Consider the following 24,560-nt stretch of genomic DNA (forward strand, 5'->3'; position numbering starts at 1 on the left):
TGAAAAACTCTCTAATTCCCTTAAAGTTGGAACTAGAGAGTTTTTTCTTAATCTTTAAAGCTTGTATGGTTGACTGGGCCAGAACCGTGACCGAGTTGAGGAGCGTCTTGGATGGCTTTCGTAATAAAGGCCTTGGCCTTATCAACTGCCTGGTAAAGACTTCTGCCCTTGGCTAGTTCAGCCGTAATCACTGCAGCAAAGGTACAGCCAGTACCATGGGTGTGACAGGTTTCAATTCTTGGGCTTTCCCAGACAAATTGTTCATCCTTGGTAAAGAGGAAATCCTTGGCACCACCTTCGAGATGACCACCTTTGATAACAACGGACTGAGGACCAAATTCTTTTAGAATCAAACGCCCAGCACGCTGCATGTCTTCAGGATCATGGATTGAAAAACCAACAATCTCTTCTGCCTCAGGAAGATTGGGTGTGATAATGGTTGCAAGAGGTAGCAAGTTTGTTTTGAGATAGTCTCTTGCGTTTGTATCAATCAAAGTATCTCCACTGGTGGCTACCATAACTGGATCAAGCACATAAGGACAATCAAGTTTCTTTAAGTAGGGTTGGATGATTTCCATAATTTCGGTAGTTGCCAACATCCCAGTTTTCACAGCCTGAGGTGGGATATCAGAAAAGACACTGTCCAATTGAGCTTTCAACATTTGAGGAGAAACATGCTCGATTAATTGAACGCCTCGGGTATTTTGAGCGACAAGACTTGTCACAACAGCCATTCCATAGACATCTCTAGCTTGGAATGACTTTAAATCAGCCATAATGCCAGCACCACCACTAGGGTCAGTCCCTGCAATGGTCAAAGCAACGGGTAAATAAGTCATCTAAAACCTCCCAACCAACTGAAGTTTGTATTTGGTAAAACAAGATAAAGTCTGTATCAGGAAGTCAATTTGTGGCATAGAAGCCCTTATTATTTTGTCCACTTCCATCAGCTAGCATTACCTAGATTGAGTCAAAGGGTCCAACAGTCGTTAATCTCAGCTTTACGCACCCCTAGTGGTTGTTTTCTTTTTTTCTTTAGTATAGCATATTTTTATAGTTTATATAGTAAGATTTGGCTGGAAATCTCTCATAAAATGCTTAAAATTCAATTTTTTAAAGAAAAGATTAATTTTATAATTGACAATTGTAGATTTTCGGAGTATACTAATAACTGTAATCGACAAATGTAGATTTTAGGAGGTGTGATTATGCAGATTTCAGATGCAGAATGGCAGGTCATGAAGATTATTTGGATGCAGGGCGAACAGACCAGTACGGATTTGATCAGGGTTCTGGCGGAGCGGTTCGACTGGTCCAAGTCAACCATTCAAACTCTTTTGGCTCGTTTGGTTGAGAAAGAATGTCTGACGAGGAAAAAAGAAGGTAAGTCCTTTGTTTATTCAGCTCTTTTAACTTTGGACCAAAGTCGGGATTTACTTGTCCAAGATATCAAGGACAAGGTTTGTTCTCGTAGGATTAGGAACTTGTTGGCTGATTTGATTGCTGAATGTGATTTTACTCTAGCTGACTTGGAAGACTTAGAAGCTGTGATTTCAGAGAAGAAATCAAGCGCTGTAACAGAAGTAAGATGTAATTGTATGTAAAGGAGACGTCATGTTAAATAGTATTGTAACCATTATTTGTATTGCTCTTATCGCGTTTATCTTGTTCTGGTTTTTCAAAAAGCCTGAGAAATCTGGACAAAAGGCCCAACAAAAAAAGGGCTACCAAGAGATTCGAGTGGAAGTCATGGGAGGCTATACGCCTGAGTTGATTATCCTCAAGAAATCAGTGCCAGCCCGCATTGTCTTTGACCGTAAGGACCCTTCACCTTGTCTGGACCAAATTGTTTTTCCAGATTTTGGTGTACATGCGAACCTGCCAATGGGGGAAGAGTATGTAGTAGAAATCACGCCTGAGCAGGCTGGAGAATTTGGCTTTGCTTGTGGCATGAATATGATGCACGGTAAGATGATTGTAGAGTAGGAGGAGACTATGACAGAAATTGTAAAAGCAAGTCTTGAAAATGGTGTTCAAAAAATCCGTATCACGGCAGACAAAGGCTACCATCCAGCTCATATTCAGCTTCAAAAAGGAATTCCAGCTGAGATTACCTTTCATCGTGTGACTCCTTCAAACTGTTACAAGGAAATTCTGTTTGAAGAAGAAGGCATCTTAGAACCAATCGGCATAGATGAGGAGAAAGTCATTCGTTTTACACCTCAAGAATTAGGTCAACATGAATTTTCTTGTGGTATGAAGATGCAAAAGGGGAGTTATACAGTTGTTGAGAAGACTCGAAAATCTCTATCACTTTTACAGCGTTTTTGGATTACTAGTATCTTTACTGTGCCTCTTGTGATCCTCATGATTGGGATGTCGACAGGAGGAATTAGTCACCAAGTCATGCGTTGGGGCACCTTTTTAGCCACAACACCGATTATGCTAGTAGCAGGTGGTCCTTATATCCAAAGTGCTTGGGCTAGTTTTAAAAAGCACAATGCCAACATGGATACCTTGGTTGCTCTGGGAACCCTAGTGGCCTATTTCTATAGCTTAGTTGCCCTCTTCGCTGGCCTCCCCGTTTACTTTGAAAGTGCTGCATTTATCTTCTTCTTTGTTCTTATGGGAGCCGTTTTTGAGGAGAAAATGCGGAAAAATACTTCCCAAGCTGTGGAGAAATTACTTGACTTGCAGGCTAAAACTGCAGAAGTCTTGCGTGAGGATAACTATGTTCAAGTTCCTTTGGAGCAAGTCAAGGTAGGTGACCTGATTCGAGTGCGTCCTGGTGAAAAGATTGCGGTTGATGGTGTCGTAGTAGAAGGTATCTCTAGTATTGATGAGTCTATGGTGACAGGTGAGAGTCTGCCTGTGGACAAGACAGTTGGAGATACCGTCATTGGTTCAACCATTAATAATAGTGGAACACTTGTTTTTAGAGCAGAAAAAGTTGGTTCAGAAACTGTTTTGGCTCAGATTGTGGATTTTGTGAAGAAAGCTCAGACAAGTCGTGCGCCGATTCAGGACTTGACGGATAAAATTTCAGGGATTTTTGTCCCAGCAGTTGTCATTTTAGGGATTGTGACCTTTTGGGTTTGGTTCGTCTTGCTCAGGGATAGTGTAGTTGTGCTTGGAGCGAGCTTTGTGTCTTCGCTTCTCTATGGAGTAGCAGTTCTGATTATTGCCTGCCCTTGTGCCTTGGGACTTGCAACACCGACAGCCCTTATGGTGGGGACAGGTCGCAGTGCCAAGATGGGAGTTCTCCTCAAAAATGGAACGGTTCTACAGGAAATCCAGAAAGTTCAAACTATCGTCTTTGATAAGACTGGGACTTTGACGGAAGGGAAACCTGTGGTCACGGATATCATCGGCGACGAAGTAGAAGTGCTTGGATTGGCAGCTTCCTTGGAAGAAGCTTCTCAACACCCACTGGCTGAAGCCGTTGTGAAACGAGCGAGTGAAGCTGGACTTGAGTTTCACACTGTTGAAAATTTCCAAGCCTTGCACGGAAAAGGTGTCTCAGGGCAAATCAATGGAAAACAAGTTTTGCTTGGAAATGCTAAAATGCTGGATGGCATGGATATTTCTAGCATTTATCAAGAAAAACTAGAACAACTGGAAAAAGAAGCTAAGACAGTTGTGTTCTTGGCTGTTGAGAATGAAATCAAAGGCTTGCTTGCTCTGCAAGATATTCCTAAGGAAAATGCTAAGCTTGCCATCAGTCAGTTGAAAAAACGAGGTCTTAAAACAGTCATGCTGACAGGAGACAATGCAGGTGTGGCGCGTGCAATTGCCGATCAGATCGGAATCGAAGAGGTCATTGCAGGTGTCTTACCAGAAGAAAAAGCCCATGAAATCCATAAACTACAATCAGTTGGAAAAGTAGCCTTTGTTGGTGATGGTATCAATGACGCTCCTGCCCTTAGTGTAGCAGATGTGGGAATTGCTATGGGAGCTGGAACAGATATCGCCATCGAGTCAGCAGATTTGGTGTTGACAACTAATAACCTCCTAGGAGTGGTTCGTGCCTTTGACATGAGTAAGAAAACCTTTAATCGAATTCTGCTCAATCTTTTCTGGGCCTTTATCTACAATGTCGCCGGAATTCCGATTGCAGCAGGAGTCTTTTCAGGTGTTGGACTGGCTCTCAATCCAGAACTGGCAGGTCTAGCCATGGCCTTTAGTTCTGTATCCGTTCTGACCAGTTCCCTTCTGTTAAACTTTAGTAAAATAGAGTAAAAGCGGGCTTGCTCGCTTTTTATTATAAAACAGTTTCATAAAACGCTTTCAAACTGTACTGTAATAGATAATAAAAACTTCTGAGCAGATTCTTAGTAAACTAAAATTAAATGTGGTAAATTAGAAATGTAATAAATTTGCTAAAAACGCTTTCATGGTTTATCTGAATGCTCCTTAGTAAATTTAAAAATATTTGAAGGAGAGTTATAATGACTCAAGGGAAAATTACTGCATCTGCAGCAATGCTTAACGTATTGAAAACATGGGGCGTAGACACAATCTACGGTATCCCATCAGGAACACTCAGCTCATTGATGGACGCTTTGGCTGAAGACAAAGATATCCGTTTCTTGCAAGTTCGCCACGAAGAAACAGGTGCTCTTGCAGCGGTTATGCAAGCTAAATTCGGCGGCTCAATCGGGGTTGCAGTTGGTTCAGGTGGTCCAGGTGCGACTCACTTGATTAACGGTGTTTACGATGCAGCTATGGATAACACTCCATTCCTAGCGATCCTTGGATCACGTCCAGTTAACGAATTGAACATGGATGCTTTCCAAGAATTGAACCAAAACCCAATGTACAACGGTATCGCTGTATACAACAAACGTGTAGCTTACGCTGAGCAATTGCCAAAAGTAATCGACGAAGCTTGCCGTGCTGCAGTTTCTAAAAAAGGTCCAGCTGTTGTTGAAATCCCAGTAAACTTCGGTTTCCAAGAAATCGACGAAAACTCATACTACGGTTCAGGTTCATACGAACGTTCATTCATCGCTCCTGCTTTGAACGAAGTTGAAATCAACAAAGCTGTTGAAATCTTGAACAATGCTGAACGTCCAGTTATTTACGCTGGTTACGGTGGTGTGAAAGCTGGTGAAGTGATTACTGAATTGTCACGTAAAATCAAAGCACCAATCATCACAACTGGTAAAAACTTTGAAGCCTTTGAATGGAACTATGAAGGTTTGACAGGTTCTGCTTACCGTGTTGGTTGGAAACCAGCCAACGAAGTGGTCTTTGAAGCAGACACAGTTCTTTTCCTTGGTTCAAACTTCCCATTTGCTGAAGTTTACGAAGCATTCAAGAATACTGAAAAATTCATCCAAGTGGATATTGACCCTTACAAACTTGGTAAACGTCATGCCCTTGACGCTTCAATCCTTGGTGACGCAGGTCAAGCAGCTAAAGCAATCCTTGACAAAGTAAACCCAGTTGAATCAACTCCATGGTGGCGTGCAAACGTTAAGAACAACCAAAACTGGCGTGATTACATGAACAAACTCGAAGGTAAAACTGAGGGTGAATTGCAATTGTACCAAGTTTACAATGCAATCAACAAACATGCTGATCAAGACGCTATCTACTCAATCGACGTAGGTGACACTACTCAAACATCTACTCGTCACCTTCACATGACACCTAAGAACATGTGGCGTACATCTCCACTCTTTGCGACAATGGGTATTGCCCTTCCTGGTGGTATCGCTGCTAAGAAAGACAATCCAGATCGCCAAGTATGGAACATCATGGGTGATGGAGCATTTAACATGTGCTACCCAGACGTTATCACAAACGTTCAATACGACCTTCCAGTTATCAACGTTGTCTTCTCAAATGATAAATATGCCTTCATCAAGGACAAATACGAAGACACAAACAAACACTTGTTTGGTTGTGACTTCACAAACGCTGACTACGCTAAAATTGCTGAAGCTCAAGGAGCTGTTGGATTTACAGTAAACCGTATCGAAGATATCGATGCAGTTGTTGCAGAAGCTGTTAAATTGAACAAAGAAGGTAAAACTGTTGTTATCGATGCTCGCATCACTCCACACCGTCCACTTCCAGTAGAAGTACTTGAATTGGATCCAAAACTTCACTCAGAAGAAGCAATCAAAGCCTTCAAGGAAAAATACGAAGCAGAAGAACTCGTACCATTCCGTCTCTTCTTGGAAGAAGAAGGATTGCAATCACGCGCAATTAAATAATTTCTCTCGTCGAAAATCAAATGTAAACTGCGTTATCTTCACCTTGCCGTACTTCTGTACTGCCTGCGGTTCGATGCCTTGTTTATTCTTTGATTTTCTTAGAGCGAAACTTGAAAAGATCGGAGCAATCCGGTCTTTTTCTGGAGGATAGTAAATGAATTTAAATCAACTAGATATTATCGTTTCAGATGTTCCCCAAGTCTGTGCTGACTTGGAGCGTATTTTGGATAAAAAGTCCGATTATGTTGATGACAGTTTTGCTCAGTTTACGATTGGCAGTCACTGTCTGATGTTGTCCCAAAATCATTTGATTCCTTTGGAAGATTTTCAGTCAGGAATTATTCTTCATATCGAGGTTGAGGATCTAAATCAGAATTACCAACGTTTAAAAGAGATCGGTGTCGAGATTTTACACGGTATTTGTGAAACGGATTGGGGAACAGAGTCCTTATTAGTTAAAGGTCCTGCTGGTCTAGTGCTTGATTTTTATCGTATGAAATAGGATATAGTAGAGTTTGATCGCCAACAAAACTTATAGCATAAGAAGGGATTTATTCACTATTTTTATAAAATTTTCTCCCTACTTTATAAGATATTAAAAAGAGTTCAACTGAGACTCTTTTTTTGCTATAATGAAAGGAGAAAACAGACAGGAGAACAACATGTCAGAACCATTATTTTTACAATCAGTTATGCAAGAAAAAATCTGGGGTGGTACCAAGCTACGTGATGAGTTTGGTTACGACATCCCAAGTGAAAAAATTGGAGAATACTGGGCCATCTCAGCCCATCCAAATGGTGTCTCTAAAGTTGCCAATGGTCGCTTTGAAGGAACAGATCTAGCTACTTTATATGCAGAGCACCGTGAATTATTTGGCAATCGTCCTGAGCCTGTATTTCCACTGTTGACCAAAATTCTCGATGCCAATGACTGGCTCAGCGTTCAAGTTCACCCAGACGATGCTTATGGACTAGAGCATGAAGGCGAGCTCGGAAAAACAGAATGCTGGTACATCATCGCTGCGGATGAAGGTTCAGAGATTATCTACGGCCACAATGCCAAGTCAAAAGAAGAACTCCGCCAGCAAATAGAGGATAAGAACTGGGATGATTTGTTGACAAAAGTACCTGTTAAGGCTGGAGATTTCTTCTATGTACCAAGTGGAACCATGCACGCCATCGGTGCAGGTATCTTGATTCTTGAAACCCAACAATCTAGTGACACCACCTATCGAGTCTATGACTTTGACCGTAAGGATGGTAATGGTAACTTGCGTGAACTTCATCTTGAAAAATCCATTGATGTATTGAACATCGGCGAGCCTGCAAATAGCCGTCCTGTAACTATCAAAGCTGATGATTTACGTTCGACTCTCCTTGTATCCAACGATTTCTTTGCAGTTTACAAGTGGGAAATCACTGGAAAAGTTGACTTCGAAAAAACAGCTGACTACAGCTTGTTCAGTGTCTTGGCTGGTCAAGGTCAACTTACTGTTGACGGGAAAAATTATCCAATTCAAAAAGGTAGCCACTTTATCCTACCAAGTGATGTTGAAGCTTGGACCTTGGAAGGGCAAGATTTAGAATTGATTGTTAGTCATCCATAAAAAAGAAAGGGCCTGAGTTTACTACTCAAGTCCTTTTTGATTACATAAATTGGGCGATGAAGACCACGATGATGATGATTGGAATGATGAAACGAAGAAGGAAGAGCCAGACTTGGAACAGTCCCTGTTTCCATGCTGTTTCATCGAGATGGAGTTCCTCCATTGCAAGAGCCTTTTTAAAGATATAGCCTGTAAAAAGTGAAAGGCAGAGAGCTCCAAATGGCATGAGGAGATTGGAAACCAAGAAGTCCATAGCGTCAAAGAAGGTCTTCCCAAAAATGTGAACATCCGCCATAACACCGTAAGATAAGGCTGAAGGGATTCCAAAGACAAAGGTCAAGATTCCTAAAATAGCACTCCATTTGGCACGTTTGCTGTTGTCCTGATTGGTGATATTACCCACATTGATTTCCAGCATAACGACAGAAGAAGTGACTGTCGCAAAGAGGAAGAGCAAGAGGAAGAGGATGTAGAAAATGGTTCCAAAAGGCATCTTGTCAAAGAGTTGAGGCAAGACGATAAAGAGCAAGCTCGGTCCCCCTTCAGACTGGATATTGAAGGCTGACATAGCTGGGAAAATGGCTAGACCTGCCATGATGGATACCGAGATATTCATGGCTACGATGGAGATTCCTGATTGGACCAGATTGGTTTTCTTATCCAAATAAGAAGCATAGGTCAGCATGGCTGTAACTCCTAGTGAGAGGGCAAAGAAAGATTGTCCCAGAGCATAGAGGAGACCAGCACTGGTCAGTTTTGAAAAGTCTGGTTTGAGGAAGTAGAGTACGCCTTCCATGGCATTTGGCAAGCTGAGAGAGCGTCCGATGATGATGACAAAGATGATAAAGAGTAGGGGCATCATAACCTTAGAAGCTCTTTCAATTCCTTTTTGAACTCCACGTGATACAATAAAGATATTCAACAGGATAAAGGCAGCTTGAGCTCCTAGGGCAATGACTGGATTTGAAATGATTGAAGTAAATAACTGAGCGTAATCACCCGTTCCACCAAGCTGGAACAATTTCCCAAACTCAATGCCTAGATAGACTAAAATCCATCCTCCAATAACACTGTAGAACGATAATAGAATAAAGAGAGCAAAGGCACCAATCCAACCGATAAAGTTATACTTGCTATTCTTACCGAGTTTTCCAAAGGTTTTGATAGCTGAAACACCAGCACTTCGGCCGAGGGCAAATTCAGCAAGGAGAAGAGGGAAACCGATTAAAATAGTGGAGATGAGAAAGACCAGTAAAAATCCTCCTCCACCGTTAGCAGCAGTCATGTAGGGGAATTTCCAAACGGCACCAAGTCCGATGGCTGAACCAGCAGATGCTAGGATAAAGCCCAATTTAGAACCCCATTGCGATTTTTCAGACATAGTTAAACTCCTAAAATTAGTGTTACAAAAGAAAAAGCTACTGCCCTTGGCAACTAGCCTCATAAGTACTCAAAATGAGCGCTTCTTTTGATTGATAGACTTGACTATCCTATCATGTTTTCTAAGGTCTGTCAAGAAAACCATTTTCAAGCTTTTACACCTTTCTCAAAAAGTTTAAAAAATCTCACAAAAACGCTTGACTCTGACCTAAGGGGAGGGTGTATACTATAAATGTAATACTCTTCGAAAATCTCTTCAAACCAGGTCAGCGTCCATCTGCAACCTCAAAACGGTGTTTTGAGCAGTCTGCGGCTAGCTTCCTAGTTTGCTATTTGATTTTCATTGAGTATAAGGAGGAAATCATGTACCATATTAAAGAAGCTGCCCAGCTTTCAGGTGTCTCTGTCAAGACCCTGCACCACTACGATAAGATAGGACTCTTAGTCCCTTTAAAGTCAGAAAACGGCTATCGTACCTACAGTCGGGAGGATTTGGAACGCCTTCAGGTCATTCTTTACTACAAATATCTAGGTTTTTCTTTAGAAAAGATAGCAGAGTTATTAAAGGAAGAAAGGACAGATTTATTGCCTCACTTGACCAGGCAGTTGGACTATTTGACTCGAGAAAGGGAACATCTGGATACCTTGATTTCAACCTTGCAAAAAACCATTCAAGAACAAAAAGGAGAAAGAGAAATGAGCATTCAAGAGAAATTCGCTGGATTTAACTACCAAGACCATCAAAAATACCATCAAGAGGCGGTAGAGAAATATGGACAAGAAGTCATGGACCAAGCGCTGGAGCGCCAAAAAGGTCACGAAGATGAGGCTACGGCTGCCTTCAACCAAGTCTTTCAATCCTTGGCACAAAATCTTCAAGCTGGTCTGTCTGTAACAGCAGACGAAAATCAAGAGCAAGCAGCCAAGCTCTTGGAAGCCATCCGTACTTATGGATTTGATTGTTCTGTTGAGGTATTCGGTCATATCGGCAAAGGCTACGTTTATAACCCAGAGTTTAAAGAAAACATTGACAAATTTGGAACTGGAACAGCCCAGTACACATCAGATGTCATTGCTCACTATGTCCAAACTCAGACAAAATAAAATCGGAGGAGTGTTCTTCCGATTTTTATTAAATTTAAGCACTACTTGCTTAATAATTTTTCTACTACATTTAGTTTTCGCATTGTCAAATCTACATTAAAAAGCTTTTCAAGATAGTTGGTATGGAGTTTCTTTTGTTTTGCAGTTCTAGGGAGATAGAGGTAAAGACAATGGTTACCGATACAAATTTCTTCTTCACCGTAATCAATTTTCAATTTTTCTAAAGGGAGACTTTTAATAGATTCTTGATAAAAAATCACGTGTATACGGTCATAAAGATAGTGTTCTCCAAACGGGTTTTCTTGGACAATTTTTTTAAAATCACTTTTGTTCTTGATTACCATTTTTAAGTCAGCACCAATATTTTCATTTATTAGAGTATGGACACGTTCTCGTATTTTTTCTAAATCTAAGTCACTTTCAAGAATGATATTCCCACTTTGAATATAGGTTCGAACTTGTTGAAAACCAGCTTCTGTCAAGATATCTACTAGATAAGACATTTTAGGGATAGCGTTTTTTCCATTAGGAGTAACTCCCCTTAACAAGATAATATGTTCCAAAGTAGTTCCTTTCTTTTGAGGCTGATTTAGCCATTGAATAATTTAGATTTAGATTGGATTTGATCCTGCCACCCAACCAGTGCAGAGTGCTGAAGTGATATTGAATCCGCCCGTATGGGCATTGATGTCTAGGACTTCGCCGGCAAAGTGGAGACCGGGAACGAGCTTGCTTTCCAGAGTTTTAGGGTTAATTTCCTTAAGACTGACGCCTCCTTTGGTGACAAAGGACTTAGCCAATGACATTTTACCAGTGACAGGAATTTTGAGAGCCTTGATAGACTGGAGCAGATGTTCGCGTTCCTTTTCAGTCAGCTGTTTGACTTTTTCAGGATATCCTTGCACAAGAAATTCTGCTAAACGTTCTGGCAACAAGGTTTTTAAAGCATTTTTCAAGGATTTTTCCCGATTTTCTTTTAGAAATGCAACCAAGTCACTCTCAGATTTTTGTGGCAAGACATCTAGAGAGAGAACCTCCCCACCCTTGACAAAACTAGACATACGCAGGGCAGCAGGGCCTGACAAACCAAAATGGGTAAAGAGCAAATCGTGAGTGATGACATGCTTACCATAGCTTAGGGTCACATCGTCCAGCGAAATACCCTGCAAGATCTTGTGTGGAAAATCTGTCAACAAAGGACTTTCAGCGGCCTCAAGCTCTGTAATGGTGTGCTTAAAATGACGGGCAATCTCGTGACCAAAACCAGTCGAACCAGTAGAAGGATAGGATTTTCCACCAGTTGTGACAATGAGTTTATCACAAGTGAAGGTTTGGTCAGCTGATTTAAGGATAAATTGCTCATCGATCTTTTTAACAGAAACGATTTCTGTTTGAGTAGCAACTTGTCCACCTAGCTCGGTGATTTTCTTTTCCAGAGCTTCGATAATGGTTCGCGATTTGTCGCTGGCCGGAAAGACACGGCCGTGGTCTTCGACCTTAAGTTTAACACCGTTTTCTGTAAAAAAGTTGATGATATCATGGTTATCAAACTGGGAAAAGACACTGTAAAGAAAGCGACCATTACCTGGAATACCAGCCAATAGGTCATCCAAGGTTCCGTTGTTAGTTACATTGCAACGTCCACCACCTGTGCCTGCTAATTTTTTACCAAGTTTACGATTTTTTTCGATGAGAAGGGTGGCTTGCCCATAAAAGCTACTGGAAATAGTAGCCATCATACCGGCAGGGCCTCCGCCAATGACAATAGTATCAAAATGTTTCATAAGAGTATTGTACCACAAAAAAGAGACGGGAAACCGTCTCTTGAATGTAAATAATTAGTTAATTTCATACCCCATGAGTAAACCACCGTCTTCAGCATAAAAACTGCAGAGTCCAGAAGTGGGTAGGATTTTGATGTCTGCTTGAGGGAATCTTTCAAGAATAAGGTCTGACAGTTGTTGACAGAATTTTTCATTGCTACGATGGGCCATGACGATACGTCCACCAGAATACCCTGCTTTAACTAGCTCTTCATAGGCAGCTTGAAGTGATTTCTTAGGTCCACGAGCTTTTTGGAGTAGCTCTAGAGTACCAGTTTCGCTTGCTTCACCAACCATACGAATGTTAAGAAGACCAACAACAGTACCAAGAAGTTTGCTCAAGCGACCATTCTTCACTAAATTGTCGACCTTAGCTAGAACAAAGAGTAACTTTGTTTTTTCTTGATAGGCAGTAATGGTTTGAACCACTTCTTCAAAAGAGAGACCTTGTCCAATTAATTCATTTAACTTGTCAACAAACAAGTCAACCTCCCCACCCGCTGACAAGCTGTCGATGACATGGATGTTGGTTTCAGGATGTTCTTCTAAATAAATGTTTTTTGCTAGTTGCGCGCTATTGTGGCTTCCTGATAACGTTCCAGTGATAGTTACTACAATAATGTTATCTCCCCCTTCAAAAGAACGTAAATAATCATCTGGGCTTGGACAAGCTGATTTTGAAGCTTCTGAAGTAGCATACATGGTTTCCATCATCTGGTCGATATTAAGATGATGATCATCAATAAATAGCTGGTCCGCTACTTGAATCTTTAGGGGAACACTAACGAAAGTTGTGTCAGTTGCAGGGCTTACTAGTTGACGATAATCACAACCAGAATCAGCAACAATTTTCCAAGTCATAGAAATTCTCCATCTTTATCATTTATACATTGACAAAGGTTCTGTCTTTTTTTACAATTATATCATGAAATCCCTTGAAACAAAAGCCTAATACGTCTGTTGCGACAAGTAGAAAGAAATTGTTATGTCTGAACGCAAAATATCTGAAAAGTCTCTTGAAAATCTCCGAAAATCGAACCAAGAATCTAATCTTCTAACTAGAGAAGCAATTGAAACAGCTCTTTTACAACTCTTGGAAAAAAAGGAGTTGACCAAGATTAGTATTTCAGAATTGGTTAAGCGAGCTGGAGTTTCAAGGGCAGCTTTTTATAGAAATTATGATTCCAAAGAGGCTATTTTAGAAAGTGTCTTTAAACGTAGTGTCCATAATATTATGGAGCAACTCCATCATTATGATGTCAAGACAGATTTATATCTTGTTTGGGTTCATCTTTTTCGAGAGGCTAAAAAAGAGGCAAGAGTCATTCAATTGGCCTTGGATTACCATTTGGAAAAAATCTTTGTTCAAGCTATGCAAGAGTTTCTGGAAAAATACCATGGAAAATCAAAAGGTGTTAGCTCTTATCTTCATTCTTTTTGGAGTTCTGCCATTGTATCTGTCCTTTTAAAGTGGATAAAAGATGGCATGAAGGTACCTGCCGAAAAGATTGCGGATTTACAATTACCATTTTTTAAGAAGTAGTGAAAAGGAGAAAAAGAATGACTGAAAAAAGACTTGCCTGGGATGAGTATTTTGCGGCTCAAGCCCTACTAATTGCCAATCGATCCACTTGTAAACGAGCAAAAGTTGGCGCTATTCTTGTGAAAGATAATAAGGTAATCTCCACTGGTTACAATGGTTCGGTGTCAGGGACTGAGCATTGTATTGATCATGATTGCCTCGTTATTGAGGGGCATTGTGTACGGACTCTTCATGCTGAAGTTAATGCTATTTTACAAGGGGCTGGAAGAGGTGTCCCAAGAGGTTTTACGGCCTATGTTACTCATTTCCCATGCCTTAACTGTACCAAGCAACTCCTTCAAGTCGGTTGTGAGCGTGTAGTTTATATTAATCAATATCGGATGGATGACTATGCCCAATATCTTTATCAAGAAAAGGGAACTGAGTTGACCCATTTACCACTTGAAATGGTACAGAAAGCTATCAAAGAAACAGATTTAATTTAAAATTGTTAAAAATAAATTGTTCAGGAAGATTTTTAAACCATTTTTTGGTATAATGAGAAGAATAAATTGAAAGAAGGAACTCAAAAAATGGGAAAACTTGAAGTCATTAATCATCCACTGATTCAACACAAATTGTCAATCTTGCGTCGTACAGATACTTCTACAAAAGCTTTCCGTGAGCTAGTAGATGAGATTGCAATGTTGATGGGATATGAAGTACTTCGTGATCTTCCACTAGAAGATGTGGAAATCGAAACACCAATCACAAAAACAGTTCAAAAACAATTGGCAGGTAAGAAATTGGCCATCGTTCCAATCTTACGTGCAGGTATTGGGATGGTTGATGGACTCTTGAGCTTGGTTCCAGCTGCTAAAGTTGGCCACATCGGTATGTACCGTGATGAAGAAACACTTCAACCAGTTGAGTACTTGGTGAAATTGCCTGAAGATATTAATCAACGTCAAATTTTTGTTGTAGATCCAATGTTGGCAACAGGTGGTTCAGCAATCTTGGCTGTTGATTCTCTTAAAAAACGTGGTGCATCAAATATCAAATTTGTCTGCCTTGTATCTGCACCAGAAGGTGTCAAAGCTCTTCAAGAAGCTCATCCAGATGTAGAAATCTTTACAGCAGCTTTGGATGAACGCTTGAACGAACATGGTTATATCGTTCCAGGTCTTGGAGACGCTGGCGACCGTTTGTTTGGGACTAAGTAACAATTAAATGTATACTTGAAAAAGATTTCAAGTAAAAAGGGGAGGTTGAGTTTTTGATTCTGTGGTGGGAGCAGAGCAAAAATTTGACCTTTTTTGACTAAGATATTATAATAGACTTATCTTTAGTCATTTGACGAATAACATCAACACTTAAAAGGAGAAATAAATGATTCCTGTAGTTATTGAACAAACAAGTCGTGGAGAACGTTCATACGATATTTATTCACGTCTTCTAAAAGATCGCATTATCATGCTAACAGGTCCAGTTGAAGATAATATGGCTAACTCTGTTATTGCCCAATTACTTTTCTTGGATGCTCAAGATAGTACAAAAGATATCTATCTTTATGTTAATACACCTGGTGGTTCGGTATCAGCTGGTTTGGCTATTGTTGACACTATGAACTTTATCAAGGCAGATGTCCAAACAATTGTCATGGGGATGGCAGCATCCATGGGGACAGTCATTGCTTCAAGTGGAGCAAAAGGCAAACGTTTCATGCTTCCAAATGCTGAGTATATGATTCACCAACCGATGGGTGGTACAGGTGGTGGTACTCAACAAACAGATATGGCCATCGCTGCAGAGCACTTACTAAAGACCCGTAACAACTTGGAAAAAATCTTGGCTAAGAATTCTGGTCAGTCTGTTAAAAAAATCCACGCGGATGCAGAGCGTGATAATTGGATGAGTGCCCAAGAAACACTTGAATATGGTTTTATTGACGAAATTATGACCAACAATTCATTGAATTAATGATGATAGAAGGCAAACTCGACGGGGTTTGCTTTTTTTGGTATAATAGGGAGAGATTTCTTAGAAAGAGGATTTATCATGTTTGAAAAAGTCAACCGATCTGGCTTGATTATCTATCTTTACTATAATCGAGATGCAAAAAAAATTCAAGATTATGGAGATATTACCTACCATTCCAAGAAGCATCGCTACTTACAACTCTATGTTCCAACTCAAGAAGTGGAGCAATTAGTCGGGCACTTGAGTAAAGAAAAGTTTATAAAAAAAGTCAGAGTTTGTCATATCCAAGAGCTAGAAACACCCTTTGTTGGCAATCTTTATCGAGAAGAAAACGTTATCATTGAAAAAGTTCAAGAAAAGTATTGACAATTTTCTGATAATTCGGTATATTCTTAACATACTATTTAAGAAATAAGGAGACAAAAAAGATGAAGAAAAAATTTGCCCTATCGTTTGTGGCGCTTGCAAGTGTAGCACTTCTTGCAGCCTGTGGAGAAGTGAAATCTGGAGCGTCAAACGCTGCTGGTAACTCAGTAGATGAGAAGACAATCAAAATCGGATTTAACTTTGAAGAAACTGGTGCCGTAGCAGCCTACGGGACATCTGAACAAAAAGGTGCCCAACTTGCCGTTGATGAAATCAATGCAGCAGGTGGTATCGACGGAAAACAAATCGAAGTAGTTGATAAAGATAACAAGTCTGAAACAGCAGAGGCGGCTTCAGTTACAACTAACCTTGTAACCCAATCTAAGGTATCAGCAATCGTAGGACCTGCGACATCTGGTGCAACTGCAGCTGCGGTAGCTAACGCTACAAAAGCAGGTGTTCCATTGATTTCACCAAGTGCGACTCAAGATGGATTGACTAAAGGTCAAGATTACCTCTTTATCGGAACTTTCCAAGATAGCTTCCAAGGAAAAATTATCTCAAACTATGTTTCTGAAAAATTAAATGCTAAGAAAGTTGTTCTTTACACTGACAATGCCAGTGACTATGCTAAAGGTATTGCTAAATCTTTCCGCGAATCATATAAGGGTGAGATCGTTGCAGATGAAACTTTCGTAGCAGGAGACACAGACTTCCAAGCAGCCCTTACAAAAATGAAAGGGAAAGATTTTGATGCGATCGTTGTTCCTGGTTACTACACTGAAGCTGGTAAAATTGTAAACCAAGCGCGTGGTATGGGTATTGACAAGCCAATCGTTGGTGGTGATGGATTCAACGGCGAAGAGTTTGTACAACAAGCAACTGCTGAAAAAGCATCAAACATCTACTTTATCTCAGGCTTCTCAACTACTGTAGAAGTTTCAGCTAAAGCAAAAGCTTTCCTTGACGCGTACCGTGCTAAGTACAATGAAGAACCTTCAACATTTGCAGCCTTGGCTTATGATTCAGTTCACCTTGTAGCAAACGCAGCAAAAGGTGCTAAAAACTCAGGTGAGATCAAGGATAATCTTGCTAAAACAAAAGATTTTGAAGGTGTAACTGGTCAAACAAGCTTCGATGCAGACCACAACACAGTTAAAACTGCTTACATGATGACCATGAATAATGGTAAGGTTGAAGCAGCAGAAGTTGTAAAACCATAATAGAAAAATGTTGAAATAGGGAATGAGCCTCTGACTCACTCCCTGTTTCGATGTTTAAGAACCTATCAACAAGAGAGGGAAAGCCCTCTAATATTATAAATAGAAAGAGTGAATCTTATGCTCCAACAACTAGTAAATGGTTTGATTCTAGGTAGTGTTTATGCGCTGTTAGCTCTAGGATATACCATGGTTTACGGGATTATCAAGCTCATCAACTTCGCCCACGGTGATATTTATATGATGGGAGCCTTTATCGGTTATTTCTTGATTAATTATTTCCAAATGAATTTCTTTGTAGCGCTTATTGTAGCTATGCTAGCGACAGCCCTTCTTGGTGTCGTGATTGAGTTCCTTGCTTACCGACCTTTGCGTCACTCTACTCGTATTGCTGTTTTGATTACAGCTATTGGGGTTTCCTTCCTACTGGAGTATGGCATGGTCTATCTAGTTGGTGCCAATACCCGTGCCTTTCCTCAAGCGATTCAAACAGTTCGCTATGATTTGGGACCAATTAGCCTAACAAATGTGCAGTTAATGATTTTGGCTATTTCCTTGATTTTAATGATTTTGTTACAAGTCATTGTCCAAAAGACCAAGATGGGGAAAGCCATGCGTGCAGTATCAGTAGATAGCGATGCAGCACAATTGATGGGAATCAATGTAAACCGTACGATCAGCTTTACTTTTGCTTTGGGTTCTGCTCTTGCGGGTGCGGCTGGTGTTCTGATTGCCCTCTATTATAACTCTCTGGAGCCTTTGATGGGGGTTACTCCAGGTCTTAAATCTTTCGTTGCCGCAGTACTTGGTGGTATCGGAATCATTCCTGGTGCGGCTCTTGGTGGCTTTGTAATTGGTTTATTAGAAACCTTTGCGACAGCCTTTGGGATGTCAGACTTCCGTGATGCCATTGTTTATGGAATCTTGTTGTTAATCTTGTTTGTCCGCCCAGCTGGTATCCTTGGTAAAAATGTGAAAGAGAAGGTGTAAACGATGAAAGAAAATTTAAAAGTTAATATTTTATGGTTACTCCTTTTACTAGCTGGCTATGGCTTGATTAGTGTTCTGGTTTCAGTCGGAGTACTCAACCTATTCTATGTACAGATTTTACAACAAATTGGAATTAATATTATTCTGGCTGTTGGACTCAACTTAATCGTTGGTTTTTCAGGACAATTTTCACTTGGTCATGCTGGTTTCATGGCGATTGGTGCCTATGCAGCTGCTATTATTGGTTCAAAATCACCAACCTACGGTGCCTTCTTTGGAGCTATGCTAATAGGAGTTTTGCTTTCAGGAGCGGTTGCCTTACTTGTCGGAATTCCAACCTTGCGTTTGAAGGGGGACTATCTTGCGGTAGCGACTCTAGGCGTTTCTGAAATTATCCGTATCTTTATCATCAATGGTGGAAGCCTTACAAACGGTGCGGCAGGTATCTTGGGAATTCCAAACTTTACAACTTGGCAAATGGTTTACTTCTTTGTCGTGATTACAACCATTGCAACCTTGAACTTCTTGCGTAGTCCAATTGGTCGTTCAACCCTCTCCGTTCGTGAGGATGAAATCGCTGCGGAGTCAGTTGGGGTTAATACGACTAAAATTAAAATTATCGCCTTTGTCTTTGGTGCTATTACTGCAAGTATTGCAGGGGCACTTCAGGCAGGATTTATCGGTTCAGTTGTACCGAAAGATTACACCTTTATCAACTCAATCAACGTTTTGATCATTGTTGTATTTGGTGGACTTGGTTCCATTACAGGTGCGATTGTTTCTGCTATTGTTCTTGGGATTTTGAATATGCTTCTCCAAGATGTTGCTAGTGTGCGTATGATTATTTATGCTTTTGCCTTGGTATTGGTAATGATTTTCAGACCAGGTGGACTCCTTGGGACATGGGAATTGAGCCTATCACGTTTCTTTAAAAAATCTAAGAAGGAGGAACAAAACTAATGGCATTACTTGAAGTAAAACAGTTAACCAAACATTTTGGAGGTCTAACAGCTGTTGGAGATGTGACTCTTGAATTGAACGAAGGGGAACTGGTTGGACTAATCGGTCCAAACGGAGCTGGTAAAACCACCCTTTTCAACCTCTTGACGGGTGTTTATGAACCAAGTGAGGGAACAGTAACCCTAGATGGTCACCTTTTGAATGGGAAGTCACCTTATAAGATTGCTTCTTTGGGGCTTGGACGTACTTTCCAAAATATTCGTCTCTTTAAAGATTTAACAGTTTTAGACAATGTTTTGATTGCCTTTGGTAACCATCACAAACAACATGTTTTTGCTAGTTTTTTACGCCTACCAGCTTTTTACAAGAGTGAAAAAGAATTAAAAGTTAAGGCTTTGGAATTGCTGAAAATTTTTGATTTAGATGGTGATGCAGATACTCTTGCTAAAAACCTTGCCTACGGACAACAACGTCGTTTGGAAATTGTTCGTGCCCTTGCTACAGAACCTAAAATTCTCTTTTTAGATGAACCAGCAGCAGGTATGAACCCACAGGAAACAGCCGAATTGACTGAGTTAATTCGTCGTATCAAAGATGAATTTAAGATTACGATCATGCTGATTGAACACGATATGAATCTGGTCATGGAAGTTACAGAACGCATCTACGTACTTGAATACGGTCGTTTAATTGCTCAAGGAACTCCAGACGAAATTAAGACCAATAAACGCGTTATCGAAGCTTATCTAGGAGGTGAAGCCTAATGTCTATGTTAAAAGTTGATAATCTTTCTGTGCATTACGGCATGATCCAGGCAGTCCGTGATGTAAGCTTTGAAGTAAATGAAGGAGAAGTTGTTTCCCTTATCGGTGCCAATGGTGCAGGTAAGACAACCATTCTCCGTACCTTGTCAGGTCTAGTTCGACCAAGCTCAGGAAAGATTGAATTTTTAGGTCAAGAAATCCAAAAAATGCCAGCTCAGAAAATCGTGGCAGGTGGTCTTTCACAAGTACCAGAAGGACGCCACGTCTTTCCTGGTTTGACTGTTATGGAAAATCTAGAAATGGGAGCTTTCTTAAAGAAAAATCGTGAAGAAAATCAAGCTAACTTGAAGAAAGTATTCTCACGCTTTCCTCGTCTTGAAGAACGTAAGAATCAAGATGCAGCAACTCTTTCAGGAGGAGAACAACAAATGCTTGCCATGGGACGCGCTCTTATGTCAACACCAAAACTTCTTCTTTTAGATGAACCATCAATGGGACTTGCACCAATTTTTATTCAAGAGATTTTTGATATCATTCAAGATATCCAGAAACAAGGGACAACCGTCCTCTTGATTGAACAAAATGCCAATAAGGCACTCGCAATCTCTGACCGAGGCTATGTATTAGAAACAGGTAAGATTGTCCTATCAGGAACAGGAAAAGAACTCGCTTCATCAGAAGAAGTCAGAAAAGCATATCTAGGTGGCTAAAACAATCCAGTGGATTGTTTTAGTCGGTGGATGGAGATTGCGAAGCAATCATCATTATAGACTGGTGGATTATTTTAGTCGGGAGATAAAGACTGTGTAACTGATTTTCAGATAGTCTGGGAGACTGGTTTAGGTTGCAGGTGGAGATTGCAAAGTAATTATCATACCTAGAGAATTGTTACTTGCTACTGATTGATACGAAAAATTGAATGGAGATTCTAAATCTTTCATTCATAGAGCTCAATATCCGAGCTCTTTTTGCTAGCTAATTCTTTTTTTAGAATGTTGAAAAAGAATTGTAAGCATTTGATAGAACTACAAAAAGGATGTATAATAAGTTTAACAAAAGAAAAGGAGTAGTCTCATGGCAGTTAAAGATTTTATGACCCGTAAGGTCGTCTATATTAGTCCTGATACGACAGTATCACATGCAGCAGATTTGATGAGAGAACAAGGATTACACCGTCTACCAGTAATTGAAAATGATCAATTAGTTGGTTTGGTAACCGAAGGAACTATTGCGCAAGCAAGTCCATCAAAAGCAACCAGTCTTTCTATCTTTGAGATGAATTACCTATTGAATAAGACAAAAGTTAAAGATGTCATGATTCGTGATGTTATCACAGTATCAAGGTATGCAAGCTTAGAAGATGCAACCTACCTGATGTTAAAAAACAAAATTGGCATTCTACCTGTAGTGGATAATAATCAGGTTTATGGTGTTATTACTGACCGAGATGTTTTTCAAGCTTTTCTTGAAATTGCTGGTTATGGCGAAGAAGGAATTCGAGTACGATTCATTACAGAAAATAAAGTTGGGGTACTTGGGAAAATTATTTCCTTAATCGTAGAAGAAAACCTCAATATTTCTCACACGGTGAATATCCCACGTAAGGATGGTAAAGTTGTGATTGAGGTTCAAATTGATGGAATGATTGACTTGACTTCTCTAAAAGAAAAATTCGAAAAAGAAGGAATTCAAGTAGAGGAGATTAACAGAACCTCTGCAAAAATTCTTTAAACAAGAGGCTTGATAGCCTCTTTTTTCTTCATTAGAAACACTGAAATGTAAAAGAATGGAAAGAAATGAGAGATTATGGTATAATAAAATGATATAAAAAAGGAGTATCTATGGACATTTCAGAAATTCGTCAGAAAATTGACGCAAATCGTGAAAAATTAGCTTCTTTCAGGGGGTCTCTTTGACCTCGAAGGTTTAGAGGAAGAGATTGCTATCTTGGAGAACAAGATGACAGAACCTGATTTTTGGAACGATAATATTGCGGCTCAAAAAACGTCGCAAGAATTAAATGAATTAAAAAATACCTACAATACCTTCCATAAAATGGAAGAGTTGCAGGATGAAGTCGAAATTTTATTAGACTTTTTAGTAGAAGATGAGTCGGTAGAGGAAGAACTCGTAAACCAGTTGACTGAGTTAGATAAGATGATGACTAGCTACGAGATGACTTTATTGTTATCAGAACCCTACGACCATAATAATGCTATACTGGAAATACACCCAGGATCAGGTGGTACAGAGGCACAGGACTGGGGAGATATGTTACTTCGTATGTACACCCGTTATGGAAATGCCAATGGCTTTAAAGTTGAAATTTTAGATTACCAAGCAGGTGATGAAGCTGGAATTAAGTCAGTTACCTTGTCTTTTGAAGGACCAAATGCTTATGGGCTTCTTAAGTCGGAAATGGGTGTTCACCGTTTGGTTCGTATATCACCATTTGATTCTGCTAAACGCCGCCACACCTCATTTACTTCTGTAGAAGTCATGCCGGAGTTGGATGATACTATTGAAGTTGACATCCGTGAAGATGATATCAAGATGGATACTTTCCGATCAGGTGGTGCTGGTGGACAAAACGTCAATAAAGTATCAACAGGTGTCCGATTAACCCACATTCCAACAGGTATTGTTGTTCAATCAACAGTCGACCGTACCCAGTATGGAAATAGAGATCGTGCCATGAAGATGTTGCAGGCAAAACTCTATCAAATGGAGCAGGAAAAGAAAGCAGCAGAAGTAGATTCTCTGAAAGGTGAGAAAAAAGAAATCACGTGGGGAAGTCAAATCCGTTCTTATGTCTTCACACCGTATACTATGGTAAAAGACCATCGAACTAGCTTTGAAGTTGCTCAGGTAGATAAGGTCATGGATGGAGATCTAGATGGTTTTATTGATGCCTATCTCAAGTGGAGAATTAGCTAAGATAGAAAGGAACTCACATGTCAATTATTGAAATGAGAGATGTTGTCAAAAAATATGACAATGGAACAACTGCCTTGCGTGGTGTTTCAGTTACAGTTCAACCAGGGGAATTTGCCTATATAGTAGGCCCATCAGGTGCTGGTAAATCTACCTTTATTCGCTCTTTGTATAGAGAAGTTAAGATTGAAAAAGGTAGTCTGACAGTTGCAGGTTTTAATCTGGTTAAAATTAAAAAGAAAGATGTTCCTTTATTACGCCGCAGTGTTGGGGTGGTCTTTCAGGACTATAAACTCTTGCCTAAGAAAACAGTTTATGAAAACATTGCCTATGCGATGGAAGTAATTGGTGAGAGTCGCAGAAACATTAAAAAGCGTGTCATGGAAGTTTTAGACTTGGTTGGCTTAAAACACAAGGTGCGTTCTTTCCCAAATGAGCTTTCAGGTGGAGAACAACAACGGATTGCTATTGCGCGTGCCATTGTAAACAATCCAAAAGTTTTGATTGCTGATGAGCCAACAGGAAACTTGGATCCTGATAATTCATGGGAAATTATGAATTTATTGGAACGTATCAATCTCCAAGGCACAACAGTATTGATGGCTACTCACAATAGTCAGATTGTAAATACTTTGCGCCACCGTGTCATAGCCATCGAAAATGGCCGTGTCGTTCGTGATGAAGCAAAAGGAGAATATGGATACGATGATTAGTAGATTTTTTCGTCATTTATTTGAATCACTAAAAAGTTTGAAAAGGAATGGCTGGATGACAGTGGCAGCTGTGAGTTCAGTTATGATTACATTGACACTTGTTGCTCTATTTGCATCTGTCATTTTTAACACAGCAAAACTTGCAACTGATATTGAAAACAATGTCCGTGTAGTTGTATACATTCGTAAGGATGTAGCTGATAATAGTGAAACTATTGAAAAAGAAGGACAGACAGTTACTAATAATGATTACCATAAGGTCTATAATGCCTTGAGGAACATTTCGAGTGTTAAAAGCGTAATTTTTTCAAGTAAAGAAGAACAATATGAAAAGCTCACAGAGACAATGGGGGATAACTGGAAAATTTTTGATGGTGATGCTAATCCACTCTATGATGCCTATATTGTTGATACAAATGAACCAAGTGATGTAAAGACTGTAACTGAAGAAGCTAAAAAAATTGATGGTGTATCTGAGGTTCAAGACGGTGGTGCAAATACTGAGCGCCTATTCCAGTTAGCATCATTTATCCGTGTATGGGGATTAGTTATCGCAGGACTGTTGATTTTCATTGCAGTATTCTTGATTTCAAATACAATTCGTATAACGATTATTTCTCGGAGTCGGGAAATTCAAATTATGCGTCTGGTTGGTGCTAAGAATAGTTACATCCGTGGACCATTCTTACTTGAAGGTGCCTTCATAGGACTACTAGGAGCAACAATCCCTTCAGCTTTGGTGTTTGTTGTTTATCAAATGGTTTATAATTCTGTTAACCAGTCATTGATAGGGCAAAATCTATCTATGATTTCACCAGATATATTTACTCCATTGATGATTGCCCTTTTATTTGTTATTGGAATTTTTATTGGTTCAATTGGATCTGGTATATCAATGAGACGTTTCCTAAAGATTTAATGCAATTTTTCTTGAAATACTAAAATAATGGTGTAAATATAAAAGAGGAAGTAT

The 24,560-nt window shown here is 39.9% G+C and carries 26 protein-coding genes and 1 riboswitch; of the genes, 21 read left to right on the plus strand and 5 right to left on the minus strand.

Annotation, left to right across the window (positions count from 1 at the left end; translation table 11 throughout):
- Positions 1-47: 47 nt before the first annotated feature.
- Positions 48-839 carry a bifunctional hydroxymethylpyrimidine kinase/phosphomethylpyrimidine kinase gene (gene thiD, locus HMPREF1117_RS11085; protein ID WP_000221737.1) on the minus strand — a complete coding sequence of 264 codons (792 nt, stop codon included), beginning with the start codon at positions 837-839 and terminating at the stop codon, positions 48-50.
- A gap of 86 nt (positions 840-925) precedes the next feature.
- A riboswitch (TPP riboswitch) is annotated at positions 926-1,023 on the minus strand.
- 185 nt (positions 1,024-1,208) lie between these two features.
- On the opposite strand from thiD, the gene HMPREF1117_RS11090 reads away from it, so the two are divergent.
- From HMPREF1117_RS11090 to manA, 6 genes are all read left to right on the plus strand, one after another.
- Positions 1,209-1,604, plus strand: a complete 396-nt coding sequence (locus tag HMPREF1117_RS11090; protein ID WP_001167207.1) for a CopY/TcrY family copper transport repressor — start codon at positions 1,209-1,211, stop codon at positions 1,602-1,604.
- A 10-nt stretch (positions 1,605-1,614) separates the two neighbouring features.
- On the plus strand, positions 1,615-1,986 hold the full coding sequence (locus HMPREF1117_RS11095) for a cupredoxin domain-containing protein (RefSeq protein ID WP_000935057.1): 372 nt from the start codon (positions 1,615-1,617) through the stop codon (positions 1,984-1,986).
- Between the two features lie 9 nt (positions 1,987-1,995).
- On the plus strand, positions 1,996-4,239 hold the full coding sequence (locus HMPREF1117_RS11100) for a heavy metal translocating P-type ATPase (protein ID WP_000136335.1): 2,244 nt from the start codon (positions 1,996-1,998) through the stop codon (positions 4,237-4,239).
- Positions 4,240-4,448: 209 nt separating this feature from the next.
- Complete coding sequence (spxB, locus tag HMPREF1117_RS11105; protein WP_000191823.1) at positions 4,449-6,224, plus strand: pyruvate oxidase; 1,776 nt, start codon at positions 4,449-4,451, stop codon at positions 6,222-6,224.
- Positions 6,225-6,378: 154 nt separating this feature from the next.
- Positions 6,379-6,726 (plus strand): VOC family protein, encoded by a 348-nt coding sequence (locus HMPREF1117_RS11110; RefSeq protein ID WP_001052642.1) that lies wholly within the window; start codon positions 6,379-6,381, stop codon positions 6,724-6,726.
- Positions 6,727-6,886: 160 nt separating this feature from the next.
- Entirely contained in the window at positions 6,887-7,831 is a 945-nt protein-coding gene (gene manA / locus HMPREF1117_RS11115; protein ID WP_001294297.1) for a mannose-6-phosphate isomerase, class I, read from the plus strand.
- A gap of 40 nt (positions 7,832-7,871) precedes the next feature.
- Here the strand turns inward: manA and HMPREF1117_RS11120 are convergent, their stop codons facing one another.
- Positions 7,872-9,212, minus strand: coding sequence for a sodium-dependent transporter (locus HMPREF1117_RS11120; RefSeq protein WP_001291626.1), 1,341 nt, complete (start codon positions 9,210-9,212; stop codon positions 7,872-7,874).
- Positions 9,213-9,574: 362 nt separating this feature from the next.
- On the opposite strand from HMPREF1117_RS11120, the gene HMPREF1117_RS11130 reads away from it, so the two are divergent.
- The gene (locus HMPREF1117_RS11130; protein WP_000274795.1) at positions 9,575-10,315 is read left to right on the plus strand and encodes a MerR family transcriptional regulator; all 741 of its coding nucleotides are present in this window, start codon (positions 9,575-9,577) and stop codon (positions 10,313-10,315) included.
- 41 nt (positions 10,316-10,356) lie between these two features.
- On the opposite strand, the gene HMPREF1117_RS11135 is transcribed toward HMPREF1117_RS11130, so the two are convergent.
- The 3 genes from HMPREF1117_RS11135 to HMPREF1117_RS11145 are packed head-to-tail and all read right to left on the minus strand — an operon-like array spanning position 10,357 to position 12,999.
- Positions 10,357-10,878, minus strand: coding sequence for a DUF1697 domain-containing protein (locus HMPREF1117_RS11135; protein WP_000400050.1), 522 nt, complete (start codon positions 10,876-10,878; stop codon positions 10,357-10,359).
- A gap of 48 nt (positions 10,879-10,926) precedes the next feature.
- The gene (locus HMPREF1117_RS11140; protein WP_000680042.1) at positions 10,927-12,099 is read right to left on the minus strand and encodes an NAD(P)/FAD-dependent oxidoreductase; all 1,173 of its coding nucleotides are present in this window, start codon (positions 12,097-12,099) and stop codon (positions 10,927-10,929) included.
- Between the two features lie 54 nt (positions 12,100-12,153).
- Complete coding sequence (locus HMPREF1117_RS11145; RefSeq protein ID WP_000219959.1) at positions 12,154-12,999, minus strand: DegV family protein; 846 nt, start codon at positions 12,997-12,999, stop codon at positions 12,154-12,156.
- Positions 13,000-13,123: 124 nt separating this feature from the next.
- Between HMPREF1117_RS11145 and HMPREF1117_RS11150 the strand changes: the two genes are divergently transcribed.
- From HMPREF1117_RS11150 to ftsX, 14 genes are all read left to right on the plus strand, one after another.
- Entirely contained in the window at positions 13,124-13,681 is a 558-nt protein-coding gene (locus HMPREF1117_RS11150; RefSeq protein ID WP_000003904.1) for a TetR/AcrR family transcriptional regulator, read from the plus strand.
- 17 nt (positions 13,682-13,698) lie between these two features.
- The gene (locus tag HMPREF1117_RS11155) at positions 13,699-14,166 is read left to right on the plus strand and encodes a deoxycytidylate deaminase (RefSeq protein ID WP_000136971.1); all 468 of its coding nucleotides are present in this window, start codon (positions 13,699-13,701) and stop codon (positions 14,164-14,166) included.
- An 87-nt stretch (positions 14,167-14,253) separates the two neighbouring features.
- On the plus strand, positions 14,254-14,883 hold the full coding sequence (gene upp, locus HMPREF1117_RS11160) for a uracil phosphoribosyltransferase (protein ID WP_000517030.1): 630 nt from the start codon (positions 14,254-14,256) through the stop codon (positions 14,881-14,883).
- 166 nt (positions 14,884-15,049) lie between these two features.
- A complete protein-coding gene (gene clpP, locus HMPREF1117_RS11165) occupies positions 15,050-15,640 on the plus strand; it encodes an ATP-dependent Clp protease proteolytic subunit ClpP (RefSeq protein ID WP_000613473.1) in 591 nt (196 codons plus the stop codon).
- Between the two features lie 78 nt (positions 15,641-15,718).
- The gene (locus HMPREF1117_RS11170) at positions 15,719-16,006 is read left to right on the plus strand and encodes a YlbG family protein (protein WP_000462116.1); all 288 of its coding nucleotides are present in this window, start codon (positions 15,719-15,721) and stop codon (positions 16,004-16,006) included.
- Positions 16,007-16,068: 62 nt separating this feature from the next.
- Positions 16,069-17,229, plus strand: a complete 1,161-nt coding sequence (locus tag HMPREF1117_RS11175; protein WP_000726115.1) for an ABC transporter substrate-binding protein — start codon at positions 16,069-16,071, stop codon at positions 17,227-17,229.
- Between the two features lie 117 nt (positions 17,230-17,346).
- Positions 17,347-18,216 (plus strand): branched-chain amino acid ABC transporter permease, encoded by an 870-nt coding sequence (locus tag HMPREF1117_RS11180; RefSeq protein WP_000941434.1) that lies wholly within the window; start codon positions 17,347-17,349, stop codon positions 18,214-18,216.
- Positions 18,217-18,219: 3 nt separating this feature from the next.
- A complete protein-coding gene (locus HMPREF1117_RS11185) occupies positions 18,220-19,176 on the plus strand; it encodes a branched-chain amino acid ABC transporter permease (RefSeq protein ID WP_000662287.1) in 957 nt (318 codons plus the stop codon).
- Positions 19,176-19,940: an ABC transporter ATP-binding protein gene (locus HMPREF1117_RS11190; RefSeq protein WP_001185999.1), complete on the plus strand. Its 765-nt coding sequence runs from the start codon at positions 19,176-19,178 to the stop codon at positions 19,938-19,940. Before HMPREF1117_RS11185 ends, HMPREF1117_RS11190 begins: the two co-directional genes overlap by 1 nt.
- Complete coding sequence (locus tag HMPREF1117_RS11195; protein WP_000062200.1) at positions 19,940-20,650, plus strand: ABC transporter ATP-binding protein; 711 nt, start codon at positions 19,940-19,942, stop codon at positions 20,648-20,650. Before HMPREF1117_RS11190 ends, HMPREF1117_RS11195 begins: the two co-directional genes overlap by 1 nt.
- A 364-nt stretch (positions 20,651-21,014) precedes the next feature.
- Positions 21,015-21,671: a CBS domain-containing protein gene (locus HMPREF1117_RS11200; protein ID WP_000268656.1), complete on the plus strand. Its 657-nt coding sequence runs from the start codon at positions 21,015-21,017 to the stop codon at positions 21,669-21,671.
- A 110-nt stretch (positions 21,672-21,781) separates the two neighbouring features.
- A protein-coding gene (gene prfB / locus HMPREF1117_RS11205; protein WP_155811828.1) for a peptide chain release factor 2 occupies positions 21,782-22,877 on the plus strand; the annotation gives its coding sequence in 2 pieces (ribosomal slippage) (positions 21,782-21,853 and positions 21,855-22,877; 1,095 coding nt in all).
- A gap of 17 nt (positions 22,878-22,894) precedes the next feature.
- Positions 22,895-23,587, plus strand: a complete 693-nt coding sequence (ftsE, locus tag HMPREF1117_RS11210) for a cell division ATP-binding protein FtsE (RefSeq protein WP_000022277.1) — start codon at positions 22,895-22,897, stop codon at positions 23,585-23,587.
- Entirely contained in the window at positions 23,580-24,506 is a 927-nt protein-coding gene (gene ftsX, locus HMPREF1117_RS11215; protein ID WP_000625567.1) for a permease-like cell division protein FtsX, read from the plus strand. The genes ftsE and ftsX overlap by 8 nt, the downstream gene beginning before the upstream one ends.
- Positions 24,507-24,560: the final 54 nt, after the last annotated feature.

Source organism: Streptococcus sp. SK643 (assembly GCF_000259505.1).
GTDB lineage: Bacteria > Bacillota > Bacilli > Lactobacillales > Streptococcaceae > Streptococcus.